The sequence below is a fragment of the Streptomyces sp. NPDC088812 genome, from assembly GCF_044750285.1.
GTDB lineage: Bacteria > Actinomycetota > Actinomycetes > Streptomycetales > Streptomycetaceae > Streptomyces.
Genome location: NZ_JBIVJP010000020.1, coordinates 72,143 through 86,448, shown reverse-complemented (window position 1 = coordinate 86,448; position 14,306 = coordinate 72,143). Strand labels below are relative to the sequence as shown.

The window sequence follows — 14,306 nt, the reverse complement described above, 5'->3', positions numbered from 1 at the left end:
TCTCACTCCCGCAGCAGCCGGTCGGCGTCCGGATCTCGGGCCGTCCAGGAGGTGAGGATGCGCAGGGCGTCTTCGGAGGGACTGCCGGGTTCGGCGGTCAGGACCATCAGGCGCTGTCCGGAGCCGTCGGGGCTGGCCCAGGTGTCGCAGTCGAGGGTGAGGTCGCCCACCAGGTGGTGGCGGTAGTGTTTGGTGCCGTAACTGGCGCTGTTGACGCGGTGTTCGGCCCACCAGGTGCGGAAGTCGGCGTCCTGGACGGAGAGTTCACCGACGAGCTGGGCCAGGGCAGGGTCGTCGGCGTCGGCCGCGGCCTCCATCCGCAGCGCGGCGACGGCTTCCCGGGCGTCGTGGGCCCAGTCCTGGTGCAGGTGCCGCAACACCGGGTCGGTGAACAGCAGCCGCATGTAGTTGCGCCGGTGGGCCGGGACGGCGGCGAAGTCGGTGTAGAGGGCCACCGCGGCAGGGTTCCAGGCCAGGATGTCCAGGCGGCTGCCGAGGACCAGGGCGGGGGTCGTACGGCCGAGTTGGTCGAGCAGGCGTCGTACGGCGGGGCGCGGGCGCTCGGCGGGACGGCGGCGGCGCGGCTGGGCGTCGGTCCGGCCGGCGAGTTCGTGGAGGTACCTGCGCTGGTCGTCGTCGAGGCGCAGGGCGTGGGCCAGAGTGGTGAGGACGGTGGCGGACGCCCGGACGCGGCCCTGCTCCAGCCGGGTGTAGTAGTCCACGCTGATGGCGGCGAGCCCGGCGACCTCCTCGCGGCGCAGTCCGGCGACCCTGCGGGCGGAGTCCGTCCCGGGCAGGCCGCACTCCCGGGGGGTCAGCTGGGCCCGGCGGGCCTTCAGGAAGGCTCCCAGTGCGCGGGAGCCGGAGTTCGAGGTCGTCATGGGTACCAGTGTCGCCGCGCGGCGACGGCTGCGGCACACGTGTGAGGGGGACAGTTCTTTCCCAGGCAGGAACCTGACTCTCCCACCCGGGCGGAGAGGGGTGGAAGGTGAAACTGCGAGCACAGATGGACAGCAAGCACAGGTGAACAGCAAGCACAGGTGAACAGCAAACACCTCGTAGGGAGAGTCACCCATGGTTTTGACCACCGTCAGCTTCCACAGCGCCGGCGTCCCGGTCGCCGCCCACCTCTACACACCCGACACGCCGGCGTCCGGGCCGCGGCCGGCCCTCGTGGTCGGTCACCCCGGTACGGGCGTGAAGGAGCAGACCTCCGGCACGTACGCCCGGCTGATGGCCGAGCGGGGTTTTGTCACCCTCGCCTTCGACGCCGCCCACCAGGGCGAGTCCGGCGGTCTGCCGCGGGGCCTGGAGGACCCCGCCCAGCGGGTGGAGGACTTCAAGGCCGCCGTCTCCTGGCTCACCGCCCGTGACGGGGTCGACGCCGACCGGATCGGCCTGCTGGGCATCTGCGCCTCCGGCAGTTACTCGCTGGCCGCCACCGGTAGTGACCGCCGGGTCAAGGCGGTGGCCACCGTGTCCACCGCCGAGCCCGCCCGGCAGTTCCGGTTCGGCGCCGACGGTACACAGGACCCGGCCGTCTTCCAGGCGCTGCTGGACGCCGCCGCTGCGGCCCGCAGCACCGCCGCGCGAGGTGAGGACCCCGGCGCGATGACCATGTTCCCGCAGACGGTCCAGGAGGCCCGCGCGCTCGGCGGCGAGCACGGTGCCGAGGGCTTCGAGTACTACTGCACGGCGCGGGGCGGGCACGAGCGTTCCGCGAAGACGCTCGCCTGGGAGAGCATCGACCGGATGGCCCTGCACGACGCCTTCCACGCCGTCCCGCTGATCGGGCCCCGGCCCGTCCTCCAGGTCATCGGCGAACGCGCCGTCACCGCGTGGATGGCGCTGGAGGCCCACCGGCGTACCACCGGCCCCGCGGAGATCCACTGGATCGAGGGCGCCAGCCATGTCGACCTGTACGACAAGAAGCAGTACGTCGACCTCGCCGTCGACAGGCTCACCGAGTTCTTCACCACCCACCTCACGGCGGAGCCCCGTCTGCTTCCCGCCCGGCCGGTGTCGGCGCAGCCGGTGTGAAGTCCTCCCGCACCGCACCGCACCGCACCGCACTGCACCGCACCGAAGGCAGCAGGAGGCACGGGTGGCGGCCGGGCGGGCCCCAGGCGGGAGAGCGCGCCGGAGAGGGCGAAAGGGGATGCGCACACGGTGCCGGACGAGGCCGGGCCGATCGGTCGCGACGCCGAGCGGAAACAGGTGGCCGCGGCGATGGGCATGCGGACCGGCCGGTCATGCCCCCACGCATGTGTCACCAGGCACCGGACAGCGCCCCGGAGAGTGACCTCCTGGGCGCGCTCGCCGCGGTGGATGTCCTCGCCGCGGGCACGCCGGACTCGGCCACTCGGGCACCCGGACACGCAGGCACCCGGACATCCGGGCACTCGGGCACTCGGGCACTCGGGCACTCGGGCACTCGGGCACTCGGGCACTCGGGCACTCGGGCACTCGGGCACTCGGCTCCAAGCATGCTGCCTGCCGCGGCGCTGTGAGTGATCCCCTGACACATGTGAGGGAGGTGTTCTTCTCGTGCCGCCTGCACACATGAGTGTCAACTGGCTGTGGCAGCATGTCTGTTCGCTGCCCGCTCCCGATGGCCGGCAGGACGCACCGATCGAAGGAGCAGCACGATGACGGTCCTCGACCCCCTTCCCCTGGATGTGCTCGACGCCTACCGGACGGGTGAGTTCGTCACCCTGGGCCGCGACGGTACGCCGACGGCTTGGCCGACGGCCGTATGGCGCCGTGACGACGGGAAACTCGTGGTGACCACGTGTCTCGCGTTCGCCCAGAAGGCGCTGAACGTACGCCGGGACGGGCGCGTCGCCCTGCTCTTCTCCGACCCCACCGGCAGCGGTCTGAGCAACCCGCCGCACCTGTTCGTCGGAGGTACGGCCGAGTGCCCCGACGAGATACACACCGGACCCGAGGGCCTGGAGGACTACTGGCGGACGCTTTTCGAGCGGCAGCCGCACAGCACGTCGTACCTGGCGCGCCCGCTGCGGCGGCTGACGGGCTGGTACTACCTGCGGCTCGTCATCACCATCACCCCCGAGCGGGTGCTCGTGCGTCCGGCCGCGGAGCCGCCCGTGCCGCAGGTGGAGCCCGCCCCGGCCGGCGGTGCGCCGCTGCCGGGGGCCGCGCAGCTCGCCGCGTACCCCACGGCGGTCCTGGCCGCCCGTGACGCCTCCGGCGCGCCCGTCCTCGCCCGGACCAGGCCGGTCGCGACAGCGAAAGGCTTCGCGGTGCACGTGCCGGCCGACTGCGCGGTCACGGCGGGCCCCGCCTCGCTGCTGGCGCACCGGCACGACGAGCGGCTGAACAACCTGACCAACGTGGTCGTCCGCGGCGAACTGGAGGAGACCGGCGACGGCTGGCTGCTGGTTCCCGGCTCGGTGCTGGAGCCCATGGGCTCGGGAAAGGGGCTCGACGGGCTGCGGCTGCTGCGCCGCACCGGCCGCGCCACCGACCGGTACCTGGAACGCCGTGGGCTGCCCCGGCCCGCCGTGCGGTGGGACCTCTTTCAGCCGCTCGCGGCGCCCCGACGGTCGTCCTGACGGGCCGGCGGACCGGCGGACCGGCTCACGAGCGGGCGGTCGGCCCGGCGACCGGAGGCGCCGGTGTCCGCGTCCCACGGCCGCCGCGGGCTCCGTCCGACGGCTCCGGCACGGCGGTACCGAAGCCGTCAGGGTCCCCGGTGTGCTGCCGACCGGGAACGCCCTACAGCATGCCCGCCGACGGTGTCTTCTCCGCCGTCCCCGCTGCACCGGCCCGATCGAGGGCGTCGAGGGCGTCACGCAGTGCGGCCCGCGAGGAGATGCCCAGCTTGGGGTAGACCTGGTACAGGTGTGTGCCGATGGTGCGGTGCGAGAGGAAGAGGCGTTCGGCGATCTGCTTGTTGGTCAGCCCCGAGGCGGCGAGCAGGGCGATCTGCCGCTCCTGCGCGGTGAGTACCGCGTGCTTCCCCGCGACCCCCGGCACGGTCCGTCCGGTGGCCCGCAGTTCCGCGGCGGCACGAGCGGCCCAGGGCGCGGCGCCGAGCCGCTGGAACACCTCCAGGGCCCGTGTCAGCTCGTCGCGGGCCTCTGCCGCGGCCCGCAGCCGGCGCAGGCGTTCGCCGCGGGCGAGGCGGACGCGGGCGGTTTCGAAGGGCCACCGGGCCGAACCGTCGGCCAGCGCCGCCTCGAAAAGCGGCAGTCCCTCCTCACCGGGCGTGGTCAGCGCCTGGCTCGCCCTGGTCAGCATGCGGAGCCGGGGCGAGAGCCGGGGCATGCCGGACTCCCGCATCGCGGCGGCGTGGGCGGCCGCCTCTTCCTCGTGCCCGGTACGCAGGGCGGCCTCGACCAGGTCCATCGCTCCCCACATGGCGTGCGGGACGTACGGGGCGAGGGTGCCCGGGGGGCTCAGCGCGCAGCCGTGCCGGTAGGCGCTCTCGTGGTCCCCGTCGGCGAGCGCGGCCAGCGCCAGCGCGTGGTGGGCGAACTTCCGGGCCCCGTGGGCGCCCCGCGGCGCCGACCAGCGGACGATCTTCTCAGCGATCGCCACTGCGTTCTCCACCTCGCCCCGCGCTGCCGCGACGATCGCCTGCACGTAGTCGAAGTACCAGACGTAGAAGTGATATTCGTACTGCTGGCAGAGGAGATGGCCCTCCTCGGCACAGCGCCCGGCGTCGGCCCAGCGGCCGAGATGGTAGTAGTCGAGGCCCAGATGCATCAGGGCGCCGAGGTGCAGACGGACGGGTGCCGCGCCCGCCCGTCCCTGCTCGATCAGGCGGAGGTTGGCCTCGCGGAGGTCACCGAGCCGGTCGGGATAGGCGCCGGCGCGCACCAGCCGGGAGGGGTCGGTGTGCGGCCCGGACAGCAGGCGCTCCAGGCGGGGCAGCGCCCGGGGACCGGTACGGGCCGGGTCGGCGAAGGTCTGGACGCACACCCAGAGCAGCTCCGGCGCGGCGGGGACGAGCCGGTCGAGGAAGTCCAGCAAGGGCTGCCAGAGCCGGACTTCACCCCCGTACCAACAGAGCAGGACGAGCGTGTGCAGGGCCTCGTTGAGGGCGGTGTCGGCCGCGTCCCAGCGGTGCCCGTCCTCGGCACCGGCCTCGATGGCGCCGACCAGCAGGCGGTGTGCCGTCCCCACGTCACCGTCCCGGTTGATCAGCAGGAACGCGGAAGCGGCCGCGGCGTGCAGGGACTGTCCGCTGCCCGGGTCGACGGACCGGGCGTCCTCCAGCAGCCGTGAGGCGTCCTCCAGCTCACCGCCCGCCGCGGCCCCGATGTACGCGGCCTCCGCCAGCCGCTGGGCCCGGTGGGCGGCGGCCGGGCTCAGTCCGGCCGCCCGGGTCAGCGCCGTGACGGCCCCGAGAGCGTCTCCGCGCCGCAGCCGCAGGTGAGCGGCGTGCTCCAGCAGGCCGGCGACGGTCTCGTCGGGGCCGGTGGCGGCCTCGCCGAGATGCCAGGCGCGGCGCTCCGGACGGTCCCGCAACACGTCGGCCAGCGCCTGGTGCGCCTGCCGGCGTTCCGCGGCGGTGGATTCCTCGACGACGGCCGAGGCGATGAGGGGATGCCGGAAGACGATGTGCCGCGCGTCGGACGAGATCCGCACGAGGCGTCCCCGCTCGGCGGGTGCGAGATCGTCGACGGCGGCCCGGCCCGCGGCAGCCGCCTCCACCACGGCCAGCTCCCCGGTACCGTCCAGTGCCGCCACCAGGAGCAGGTCCCGCGCGGTGAGCGGCAGTTCGGCGATCCGGGACGCGAAGAGCGTCTGAAGGCGTTCGGTCAGCGGCAGCACCGACGGCACCGCCGACAGCGTCGCCCGCTGCTCGGCCGTCAGCGCCGCGGGCAGCTCCACCAGGGCGAGCGGATTGCCACGGGCCTCGCCGGCCACGCGGCGCAGCACGGTCGGCGAGAGGTCGGGGTGGCAGTGCACGAGGAGTTCCGTCGACGCAGCGGTGTCGAGCGGTTCGATCCGGTGCTCGGTGAGTCCGCTGGACTCGAAGAAGCTGTCGGAACCGTTGCGGCAGGCGGCGAGGAAACCGATCCTGCTGCCGACCAGCCGCCGGGCCACGAAGCCCAGAACGGCGGTGGTGGCCCGATCCAGCCACGGCAGGTCGTCCACCAGCAGCAACAGCGGAGTCCGCTGCGCCACCAGCCGCAGCAGCAACAGCGCCGCCGTCGACGTCAGCAGCCGGTCCGGCGCCGGCCCCGTCCCGATGCCCACCGCCACCCGCAGCGCGTCCTGGTGCACCGTCTCCAACTGCTGGAACGAGTCGAACAGCGGCAGCAGGAGCTGGTTCAGGCCGGAGTAGGCAATGTCCGCCTCGAACTGCACGCCCTGGGCGCGCAGGACCAGCACCCCGTCGCGCTCGGCGGCCGCCGCGACCGCGTCGAGCACAGCGGTCTTGCCGACGCCGGCCTCCCCTGTGAGCAGCAGTGCGGCCCCGTTCACCGAGGAGTGACCGAGGAACGACCGGATGTACTCGAGGTCCGCCCGGCGCCCCACAAGGCTCTGCGAAGACGGCCCGGCCCCCCTGCCCACGTCGCTCATCCGCGTTCCCCCCTTCACAGCCCGGCCTGCCGAGAAGCCCTCACTTCCCCGGACCACGACCGGCACGCGCCCGCCCGCCTCGGCGGCCAGTTTCTCACGGGAGCCGTCGTGGAGGCCGCCCGGCTCCGTCGGGGGGTGCTTCACCGCGGACCGGGCCGGGCCGCTCGGGTGCCGTCGGGAGCCGTCCGCCGCGCGTCCGGCGGATGGGCGGGGTCCGGAACGGGGAGAGACCAAGGCGGTACGGCTGCCGAGGGAGGGGAGCACGGATGGGTACGGTGCTGCCGGCGGTGTCGGTCGCGGCGGTCCTCGCGGTCGTCGTCGCGGTCGTCGTCGCGGGGCTCGTGCGCGCCGGGCGGCGCGAGGCACGGGCGGAGCGGAAGCGGCTCGCCGAGGAGGCGCGGCTGCGAGCCCGCCGCTCCCTGGCCGCGGTGTGGGCGATGGACGATCGTGCCTTCGAGGAGTACGTCGCCGGGCTGTGCCGCCGGGACGGCTGCACCGAGGTGAGACGCGTCGGCGGCTCGGGGGACCTCGGCGCCGATGTGACCGGCCGCCTGCCGGACGGCAGGAAGATCGTCGTCCAGTGCAAGCGCTACGCCAAGCACCGCTCGGTCGGGAGCCGCGACATCCAGACCTTCAACGGCACCGCGCGCGCCGAACACGGCGCCGACGTACCGGTGTTCGTGGCGTCCTGCGTCTTCACCCGTCCGGCCCGGGACTTCGCCGCCCGGCACGGCCTGTGCCTCATCGACGTCGACCTGCTCGGCTTCTGGAACGGCGGCACCACACTCGGCTCCCTGGTGGAACTCGACATCGGCCGGTCCGGCACCCACCACAGGCTCTGCCCCGACCAGGACTGACATCGGTGCCGCCGTGCAGCACCTCTTTCGCGGCTTCCGTTCCTTCGGCGTCTGCGCTGTGCCCCCTCCGCCATCACACTTTTCACGAGGTGTTTTCGAAATACGTGTGAACTCGTGCGATCACGTAACATGCGTGAGCCACGTGCGCCGGGCCGCCTCTCGTGCCGGGCGACATACCTCGCAACCAGGAGTCCGGGCATGAACACCCTCCCGCAGAGCGAAGCCACCTTGCTGATCCGCACCGACTTCTCGGACGAGGCGGCCTGGCAGAACCTGTGCGCCGCGGTCACCGTCCCCGCGGGCGACGAGGGCGGCGAGGACGGCTTCCTCGCGCTGCTGCACATCGTGGACGACCCCGCCTACCAGGGCCTCACCACCGAGCAGGTCGTCGAGCTCGCGCCCGAGGAGGACGCACTGCTCGTCGTGGCGGACGGCGAGGCCCTGACCGGCGCGGACATGCCCCTGCTCGCCGTGTACCTGGGCGGCGACGAGGACGACGGGACCACCGGGCCGGGCTTCGAGGTGCTGCGCGTCGTCGCGACGGAACTGTGGTCCGTCGAGAACAACATCTCCCTCGCGAACATGGACTGGGAGGAGTTCGTGGACGCCGCCGGGAAGGACGGCGTCTTCCGGGGATTCTGACCGGGACATACCCCCGTCGGTCCCGGACGCGCAGCGCCCGACACCCCACGCCTCGCGGCCCCGACCGGGCCCGCACCCGCTCCGAAGGTCACCGTGACATCTCCCCGCACACCCCGGCCGGCGCAAGGCCTCCCCCAGCGGGTGCCCGGCAGCAGCAAGAAGGTCAGCCCGTCCCCCCGGCCCCCCGAGGACACCGACGCCCGTCAGGGCGGTGCGCTGCCCCGCCTCACCCAGTACTCGTCCCTCGGGTCCCGCGCCGGCTTCAACCCCCCTCAGCAGCAGACGCCCGCTCCCGGGCCCGCGCCCGCGCCCGCCGAGCCGGGCCGGACCGGTGGCCTCCTCGGCCGAAGCGGCGACCGGTCCGGCCGTGCCGCGTCCCGTGGCGCCCTGGGCGTGGTGGGCGTCGTGGGACTGCTGGCCGCGGGCTCGGTCGCGCTGCTCCTCGTCCTGACCGGCCAGGACGACGGCGAGCAGCGCGGCGGGGCTTCGGTGTCCGCCGAGTACGACTACGACGACCACGACGTGGACGACATCGTGCGGCCCGGCTCGCGGGCGGAGCCGTCGGCGAGCGCGTCCGCCCACGAGAGCGGCGACAAGGACGGGGACGAGGCCGGTCCTTCGGCGTCCGCCCGGTCCACCGGCGGCGCGTCGGGCAAGGCGTCGAAGATACCGGATTAGGCCGCCACCACCGCGGCCCGGGAGGCACCCGGGGCGTCGGCGACGGCCGCCCCGTCCGGGGTGAGCATCCTCAGCCACGCCTCCCAGCGCTGCCTCGACGTCGTCGGCGGCCGGCCGGCTGCCGGAGCGCCGCTGATGATCTGGGACTGCTCCGGTTCCGCGTCACAGCGCTGGACCTTTCCGTCGGACGGGACGATGCGCACGCTCGGCATGTGCGTGGAACTCGCCGACGGCTCGACCGCCGACGGGGCCGGACTCCGACTGGCCGCCTGCGACGGCGGCCCCGCGCAGCGCTTCGAGCTGAACCACCGTCACGACGTGGTCAGCGGGCTCGCCGACAAGTGCGCGGACGTGGTGGACGGCGCGACCGGGAACGGCACCCGCGTCCAGGTGTGGACCTGCGGCGGCCAGGACAACCAGAAGTGGTCCGCGTCCTGACGCCCGGTATCCCGCACGGCGGCCCGCCGCCGTCCTGCCACCCCTCATGACCAGGCATTCGGTGCCGGCGGGCCCTCCTACAATGGCGGGGCACCGACGAAGGGACACCGATGCCACGCAGCGCGCGCACACGGACGGCGAGTCCGCTGCGGCACAGGCCCGCCGCGGCGCCGTCCGGCCCGCTCCCCGGCACGCGTACGGCCCCCGGCCGCGGGTGTGAGCGGACCCGGCGTCCCAGGGGCGGCGCCCGGTGACCTCCCCCGGCCGGCCGCGTCGCGTCCTCTTCGCGTCCCTGGTCGGGCGCGAGGACGACCTGGACCGCGTCCGCGCGCTGCTGGAGCGGCGGCCGGGCGGCGCCGTCCTGCTGTCCGGTGAGCCCGGCGTCGGCAAGACGGCGCTGCTGGAGGCCCTCGCCCGGGCCGCCGCCCAGGACGGCACCCGGGTACTGCGCGCGGCCGGCGCCGAGTTCGAGGCCGACGTCGGCTATTCGGCGCTCAACCAGGTCCTGCTCCCGCTGTACGACACCCTCGACCGGCTGGCCGCCCCCAGTCGGGAGGCCCTGGCCATCGCCCTGGGTTTGGGTTCCGGTCCGGCACCGGGGCGCCTGCTGGTCTGCAACGCGGCGCTCGCCCTGCTGCGCGCGGCCGCCGAGGACGGACCCGTGCTGCTCGTCGTGGACGACCTGCCGTGGGTGGACCGGGCGAGCGCCGCCGTCTTCGGTTTCCTCTCCCGCCGCCTGCGCGGTCTGCGCGTCCGGTTCCTCGCCGCCTGCCGCACGGGCGTGGACAGCTTCTTCGACGGGACCGGACTGCCCTCCTACGAGCTGCCCTCCCTCGGCCCTGATGCCGCCGGGCACCTCGTGGACCTGCACTTCCCCGATCTGTCCCACTCGGTCCGGCGGCGGCTGCTGGAGGCCGCGCAGGGCAACCCGCTCGCCCTGCTGGAACTGCCCGACGCGCTCCGCGCCGACCAGCGCCGGGCCCGGGAGGCCCTGCCGGCCGTGCTGCCGCTGGGCGAACGCCTGCAGTCGCTGTTCGCCTCCCGTATCAGCTCCCTGCCCGCCGCCACCCGCTCACTGCTGCTGCTCGCCGCCCTGGACGACACCGGGGACCTCGGTGTGCTGTCGGCCGCCGCCCGGGCCACGGGAGGCGACGCGGCGCTGCGGGACCTGGACGCCGCCGAGCGGGACGGGCTCGTCCGCGTGGCGGAGTCCTCCCCGCGCCGCCTGGAGTTCCGGCACCCCCTGATCAAGTCGGCCGTCGTCGAGGAGGCACTCAGCAGCGCCCGGCGCGCGGCACACCGTGCCCTGGCCCAGGTCGCCGACAAGCCCGAGCGGCGGGCGCGGCACCTGGGCGAGGCCACGCTCCAGCCCGACGAGGAGGTCGCCGCCCTGCTGGAGCGGACGGCCCGGCACATCCAGGACCGCGGGGACGCGGTCGGCGCGATCGCCGCGCTCACCCGGGCCGCCGACCTCAGTCCCCGGGACAGCGACCGGGCCCGCCGCCTGGCCGAGGCCGCCTACGTGGGTGCCGAGGCGATCGGCGCGCTGAGCAGCGCGTCGGTGCTGCTGGAGGACGCCTGGCGGGCCGACCCCCGGCACGGTGCCTCGCTGCGGTCCGCCACCGCGGCCGTGCAGCTCGTCCTCAACAGCGACGGCGACCTGACGACCGCCCACCGCCTGCTGGTGGGTGCCATCGAGGACGGTGACCACGGCTTCCACGCCGACGACCCCGCCCTCATCGACGCCCTGCACTTCCTGCTGCTGCTGTGCAACTACGGGGCGCGCGAGGAACTGTGGGCGCCGTACCACGCGGCCGTGGCCCGGCTGCGGCCCGCTCCCCCGCCCCTGCTGCTGGTGGCGGCCCGCACCTGGGGCGATCCCGCGCACGCCGACGCGGCGACGCTGGCGGAGCTGGACGCCATCATCGAGGACACGGCCAACGAGACCGACCCCGCCCGGATCGTGCGGGTGGGCACCGCCGCGTTGTACCCCGACCGGCTGGCGGCGGTCCGTGAGGTGGCCTGGCGGCTGGTGCGCCAGGGCCGCGACGGCGGTGCGGTACGCCGGCACATCGGCGCGCTGCTGCACCTGTGCCTGGACGACTACCACCGCGGCAACTGGGCCTCGGCCCTGGGGCTGTCAGAGGAGGGAACGGTCCGGGCCGAGGAGTCCGGGTACGCCGTCTGCCTGTGGTTCTTCCAGTACTCCAAGGGCCTGGTCACCGCGTCCAGGGGCGACACCGCGACGGCGCACGCGCTCGCCGAGGCGATGATCAACTGGGCGGCGCCGCGGGGTATCCGGGAGTCCGTCCACGGCGCACTGCACGTGCACGCCCTCGCCGACATCGCCGACGGCGACTTCGACGCGGCGTACCGCCGGCTGACGGCGATCAGCCCGGCCGGCAGCTTCCCGCCCTACGTCGCGCACGCCTCGTGGGTGTTCTTCGAACTGGTGGAGGCGGCGGTGCGCACCGACCGGCGCGCGGAGGCCGTCGCGCACGTGCGGGCCCTGCGCGAGACGACGAACATCGCCGGGCTCTCGCCGCGGCTCGCCCTGCTGGCCGACGCCGCCGAGGCACTCGCGACCGAGGACGACGCCGAGGCGGCCCGCCTGTTCGCCGGGGCGCTGGCCGCCGCGGACGGGCAGCCGTACCCGTTCACACTGGCCCGGGTGCGGCTCGCCCAGGGCGAACGGCTGCGCCGGTCACGCGCGTTGTCGGAGTCCAAGGCTCCGCTGACGGCCGCGCTCGCGACGTTCGAGCGGCTGGAGTCCACCGCCTGGGCGGAGCGGGCCCGCAAGGAGCTGCGGGCGGCCGGCCGGTTCGTCCCGCACGGTGGGGGCGGTACCGGAGCCGCCCTCACCGCGCAGGAACGCGAGATCGCGGAGCTGGCGGCGACCGGCCTGACCAACAAGCAGATCGCCGAACGGCTGTTCATCTCGCACCGCACCGTCGGTGCGCACCTCTACCAGATCTACCCCAAGCTCGGCATCGCGTCCCGGGTGGCGCTGCGGGACGCGCTGCGGCTGCTGGAGCAGGGCTGACATCTCACCCCGCCCCGTCGGCATCCGCGCGTCGTGGAACGTGCCCGCACGTCAAGGCGCCCGCCCCTCCCTCGGGAAGAGCGGGCGCCCGCCTCTCACGGGGTACGTCTGCCCCACTTCTGATTGGCGGTGCCCGCGCACGTCCACAGTTGCAGCCGTGCGCCGTTCGCGGTCGACTCGTCCTTCACGTCGACACACTTGTTGCCGGACTGCGGGTTGGTCAGGTCGTGCGAGGAGTTCAGGCGGAACTGCTGGGCGCCCGAGCCGTTGCACGTCGTCCAGTTGATGAGCGCGCCGTTGCCCGTGCCGCCACCGCTGACGTTCATGCACTTACCCTCGGACCGCACGGTGCCGTCGACGAACGTCCACCGCTGGTAGGACTCGTCGTAGCAGTCCCAGATCACCAGCGCGGACCCGGCGGCCGCGCCCGGGCTGTTGGCGATGCCGATGCAGCGGTCGGACGCGTAGCCGTAGATCCAGACGCCGGTGGACGCCGGGGCGGTCTGGGCCGACTGCTTGCTTCCGTTGCCCGACGACGACGTCGATCCGGAGCCGGACGACGTCTTGCCCGACGTGTTCTGGGATCCGGCGGACGTCGTGCCCGACCCCGCCGAGGTGCTGGTCGTCCCCTGCCCGGACGAGGCGGTCCCGCCGCCGGACGCGCCGGCCCCGGGGGTCACCGTGACGGTGATCTTCTTGCCGTCCGGCCCGGTGGTGGTCACGGTCTTCGCCTTCGGGGCGGCACTGCCGTGCGTCCCGGAGGCCTGCGGCGACGGTGACTGCGAACCGACCACGCCGGACACCGTGCCCGCCGCCAGCCCGCCGCCCAGGACGGTACCGGGGGTCGCACCGGGCTTCGCGGACGACCGTCCGTCGTCGCCGTTGCCACCGCTGACCATGAAGGGCACGCAGATCAGCAGCGCACCGACGATGGCGGCCCCGGCGAGCAGGCTCTTGTGGGGCCGTCCGGTGACGGCCTCGACCTCCGACGTGACGGAGTCACCCGTGGCGGGGTCGTCCGTGGCGTCGTCGGTCGCGGTGGCGGTGGCGGCGTCCGACGACCCGGCACCGGTTTCGGTCCCGGGCTCGGCCGCGGACTCGTGCGTGGACTCGGACTGTGACTCGGGACCTGACCCGGTCGTCGTGGAGGAGGCGGGCTCGGCTTCCGCGGCGACCTGTCGCTGTCCGGTGCTTTCCTTCTTCTGTTGCCGCTCCTGTCGCCGCTCCTGTCGCTGTTCCTGCTGCTGTTCCTGCTGCTGTTCCTGCTGCTGTTCCTGCTGCGGTTCGGGTTCCTCCGGCTCGGTCAGGACGGACGGCACGGCGGTCGCCACGGCGGCCGGCTCGTCGGGGGAGCCATGGGGTCTGGAGGTCGTCATGACACCTTTCCGGTGAGGTCGGTGCGACACATGTCGATGACACTCAGATATGTGCAGTCGCTGATTCTAGGCCGTTTCTACAGCCTCCGTTGACACACGTATCTGCGTTACGGACATGCTGACCACACCCGCGGGGTTCACATAGAGCCGCACCTCGTCGTCCAGGTCCCGGACGAGATGTCGGACGGAGACCGTGCTCGTGGCGTAACGACCGCCGGCCCGGGTCTGCTCCTCGGAGGTGAAAACGGTGACCACCGGACCGCCGTCCGGGCCGCTGACCACGGCGGGACTGCCGTCGGGCGCCGACACCACCTCGACCTCCGCCTCGGCGAGCAGCCGGAACACCTGCTGTTCCGGGCCGTATCCGGTGGCCGCAAGCCGCACCGCCTCGTCGATCGGATCGGTGGCGGGCGGCCACCCTCTCAGGTCCGGCGAAGGCCGGTAGTCGTCGTTGTACCGCCACTCCACCACCGCGCCGTCGGCGCCGGACCGGTACTGCCCGACCACGGCCCAGTTCGGCGGGGTGCCCTCGCCCCGCCAGGCGGGATCGACCATGCCGAACCAGTGGCCGGGGGCGAGCCGGGCCGCTTCCCGGATCGCCGGCGGGACCTCGGACAACGGCGTCTCACGTACCAACGGCGTCTCACCTGCCAACGGCGTCTCACCTGCCGAGGAGGTCGTCACCTTCACATCAGTCATCTGTAGGGGGGCCCT

Annotated in this window: 11 protein-coding genes; 7 read left to right on the top strand and 4 right to left on the bottom strand. The window is 73.8% G+C overall.

Going from position 1 to position 14,306, the window contains the following annotated elements; translation table 11 throughout:
* Positions 1–2 precede the first annotated feature (2 nt).
* On the bottom strand, positions 3–881 hold the full coding sequence (locus tag ACIP67_RS30680; RefSeq protein ID WP_401696151.1) for a helix-turn-helix domain-containing protein: 879 nt from the start codon (positions 879–881) through the stop codon (positions 3–5).
* A gap of 193 nt (positions 882–1,074) precedes the next feature.
* Here ACIP67_RS30680 and ACIP67_RS30675 point away from each other — a divergent pair, with 193 nt between their 5' ends.
* Together ACIP67_RS30675 and ACIP67_RS30670 are read left to right on the top strand one after the other, a co-directional pair.
* Positions 1,075–2,040 (top strand): alpha/beta hydrolase, encoded by a 966-nt coding sequence (locus ACIP67_RS30675; RefSeq protein WP_401696150.1) that lies wholly within the window; start codon positions 1,075–1,077, stop codon positions 2,038–2,040.
* A 608-nt stretch (positions 2,041–2,648) separates the two neighbouring features.
* Entirely contained in the window at positions 2,649–3,575 is a 927-nt protein-coding gene (locus ACIP67_RS30670) for a pyridoxamine 5'-phosphate oxidase family protein (RefSeq protein WP_401696149.1), read from the top strand.
* Positions 3,576–3,738: 163 nt separating this feature from the next.
* Here ACIP67_RS30670 and ACIP67_RS30665 read toward each other — a convergent pair whose 3' ends face one another.
* Complete coding sequence (locus ACIP67_RS30665; RefSeq protein WP_401696147.1) at positions 3,739–6,558, bottom strand: AAA family ATPase; 2,820 nt, start codon at positions 6,556–6,558, stop codon at positions 3,739–3,741.
* 266 nt (positions 6,559–6,824) lie between these two features.
* Between ACIP67_RS30665 and ACIP67_RS30660 the strand changes: the two genes are divergently transcribed.
* The 5 genes from ACIP67_RS30660 to ACIP67_RS30640 all read left to right on the top strand — a co-directional run bounded on the left by ACIP67_RS30660 (position 6,825) and on the right by ACIP67_RS30640 (position 12,216).
* Positions 6,825–7,415, top strand: coding sequence for a restriction endonuclease (locus ACIP67_RS30660; RefSeq protein WP_401696146.1), 591 nt, complete (start codon positions 6,825–6,827; stop codon positions 7,413–7,415).
* Positions 7,416–7,613: 198 nt separating this feature from the next.
* Positions 7,614–8,057 (top strand): DUF6924 domain-containing protein, encoded by a 444-nt coding sequence (locus tag ACIP67_RS30655; RefSeq protein ID WP_401696145.1) that lies wholly within the window; start codon positions 7,614–7,616, stop codon positions 8,055–8,057.
* 93 nt (positions 8,058–8,150) lie between these two features.
* Positions 8,151–8,735, top strand: a complete 585-nt coding sequence (locus tag ACIP67_RS30650; protein WP_401696144.1) for a hypothetical protein — start codon at positions 8,151–8,153, stop codon at positions 8,733–8,735.
* A gap of 60 nt (positions 8,736–8,795) precedes the next feature.
* Entirely contained in the window at positions 8,796–9,173 is a 378-nt protein-coding gene (locus tag ACIP67_RS30645) for a ricin-type beta-trefoil lectin domain protein (protein ID WP_401696143.1), read from the top strand.
* A gap of 250 nt (positions 9,174–9,423) precedes the next feature.
* Positions 9,424–12,216: an AAA family ATPase gene (locus tag ACIP67_RS30640; RefSeq protein WP_401696142.1), complete on the top strand. Its 2,793-nt coding sequence runs from the start codon at positions 9,424–9,426 to the stop codon at positions 12,214–12,216.
* 95 nt (positions 12,217–12,311) lie between these two features.
* Here the strand turns inward: ACIP67_RS30640 and ACIP67_RS30635 are convergent, their stop codons facing one another.
* Together ACIP67_RS30635 and ACIP67_RS30630 are read right to left on the bottom strand one after the other, a co-directional pair.
* Positions 12,312–13,592: a ricin-type beta-trefoil lectin domain protein gene (locus tag ACIP67_RS30635; protein WP_401696141.1), complete on the bottom strand. Its 1,281-nt coding sequence runs from the start codon at positions 13,590–13,592 to the stop codon at positions 12,312–12,314.
* Between the two features lie 66 nt (positions 13,593–13,658).
* The gene (locus ACIP67_RS30630; RefSeq protein ID WP_401696140.1) at positions 13,659–14,291 is read right to left on the bottom strand and encodes a type VII secretion system-associated protein; all 633 of its coding nucleotides are present in this window, start codon (positions 14,289–14,291) and stop codon (positions 13,659–13,661) included.
* Positions 14,292–14,306: the final 15 nt, after the last annotated feature.

Excerpts from the sequence above, each read along its gene's own strand:
- ACIP67_RS30680 (WP_401696151.1), bottom strand. The coding sequence starts at position 881 with ATGACGACCTCGAACTCCGGCTCCCGCGCACTGGGAGCCTTCCTGAAG.
- ACIP67_RS30630 (WP_401696140.1), bottom strand. The coding sequence starts at position 14,291 with ATGACTGATGTGAAGGTGACGACCTCCTCGGCAGGTGAGACGCCGTTG.
- ACIP67_RS30635 (WP_401696141.1), bottom strand. The coding sequence starts at position 13,592 with ATGACGACCTCCAGACCCCATGGCTCCCCCGACGAGCCGGCCGCCGTG.
- ACIP67_RS30665 (WP_401696147.1), bottom strand. The coding sequence starts at position 6,558 with ATGAGCGACGTGGGCAGGGGGGCCGGGCCGTCTTCGCAGAGCCTTGTG.
- ACIP67_RS30675 (WP_401696150.1), top strand. The coding sequence starts at position 1,075 with ATGGTTTTGACCACCGTCAGCTTCCACAGCGCCGGCGTCCCGGTCGCC.
- ACIP67_RS30660 (WP_401696146.1), top strand. The coding sequence starts at position 6,825 with ATGGGTACGGTGCTGCCGGCGGTGTCGGTCGCGGCGGTCCTCGCGGTC.
- ACIP67_RS30670 (WP_401696149.1), top strand. The coding sequence starts at position 2,649 with ATGACGGTCCTCGACCCCCTTCCCCTGGATGTGCTCGACGCCTACCGG.
- ACIP67_RS30655 (WP_401696145.1), top strand. The coding sequence starts at position 7,614 with ATGAACACCCTCCCGCAGAGCGAAGCCACCTTGCTGATCCGCACCGAC.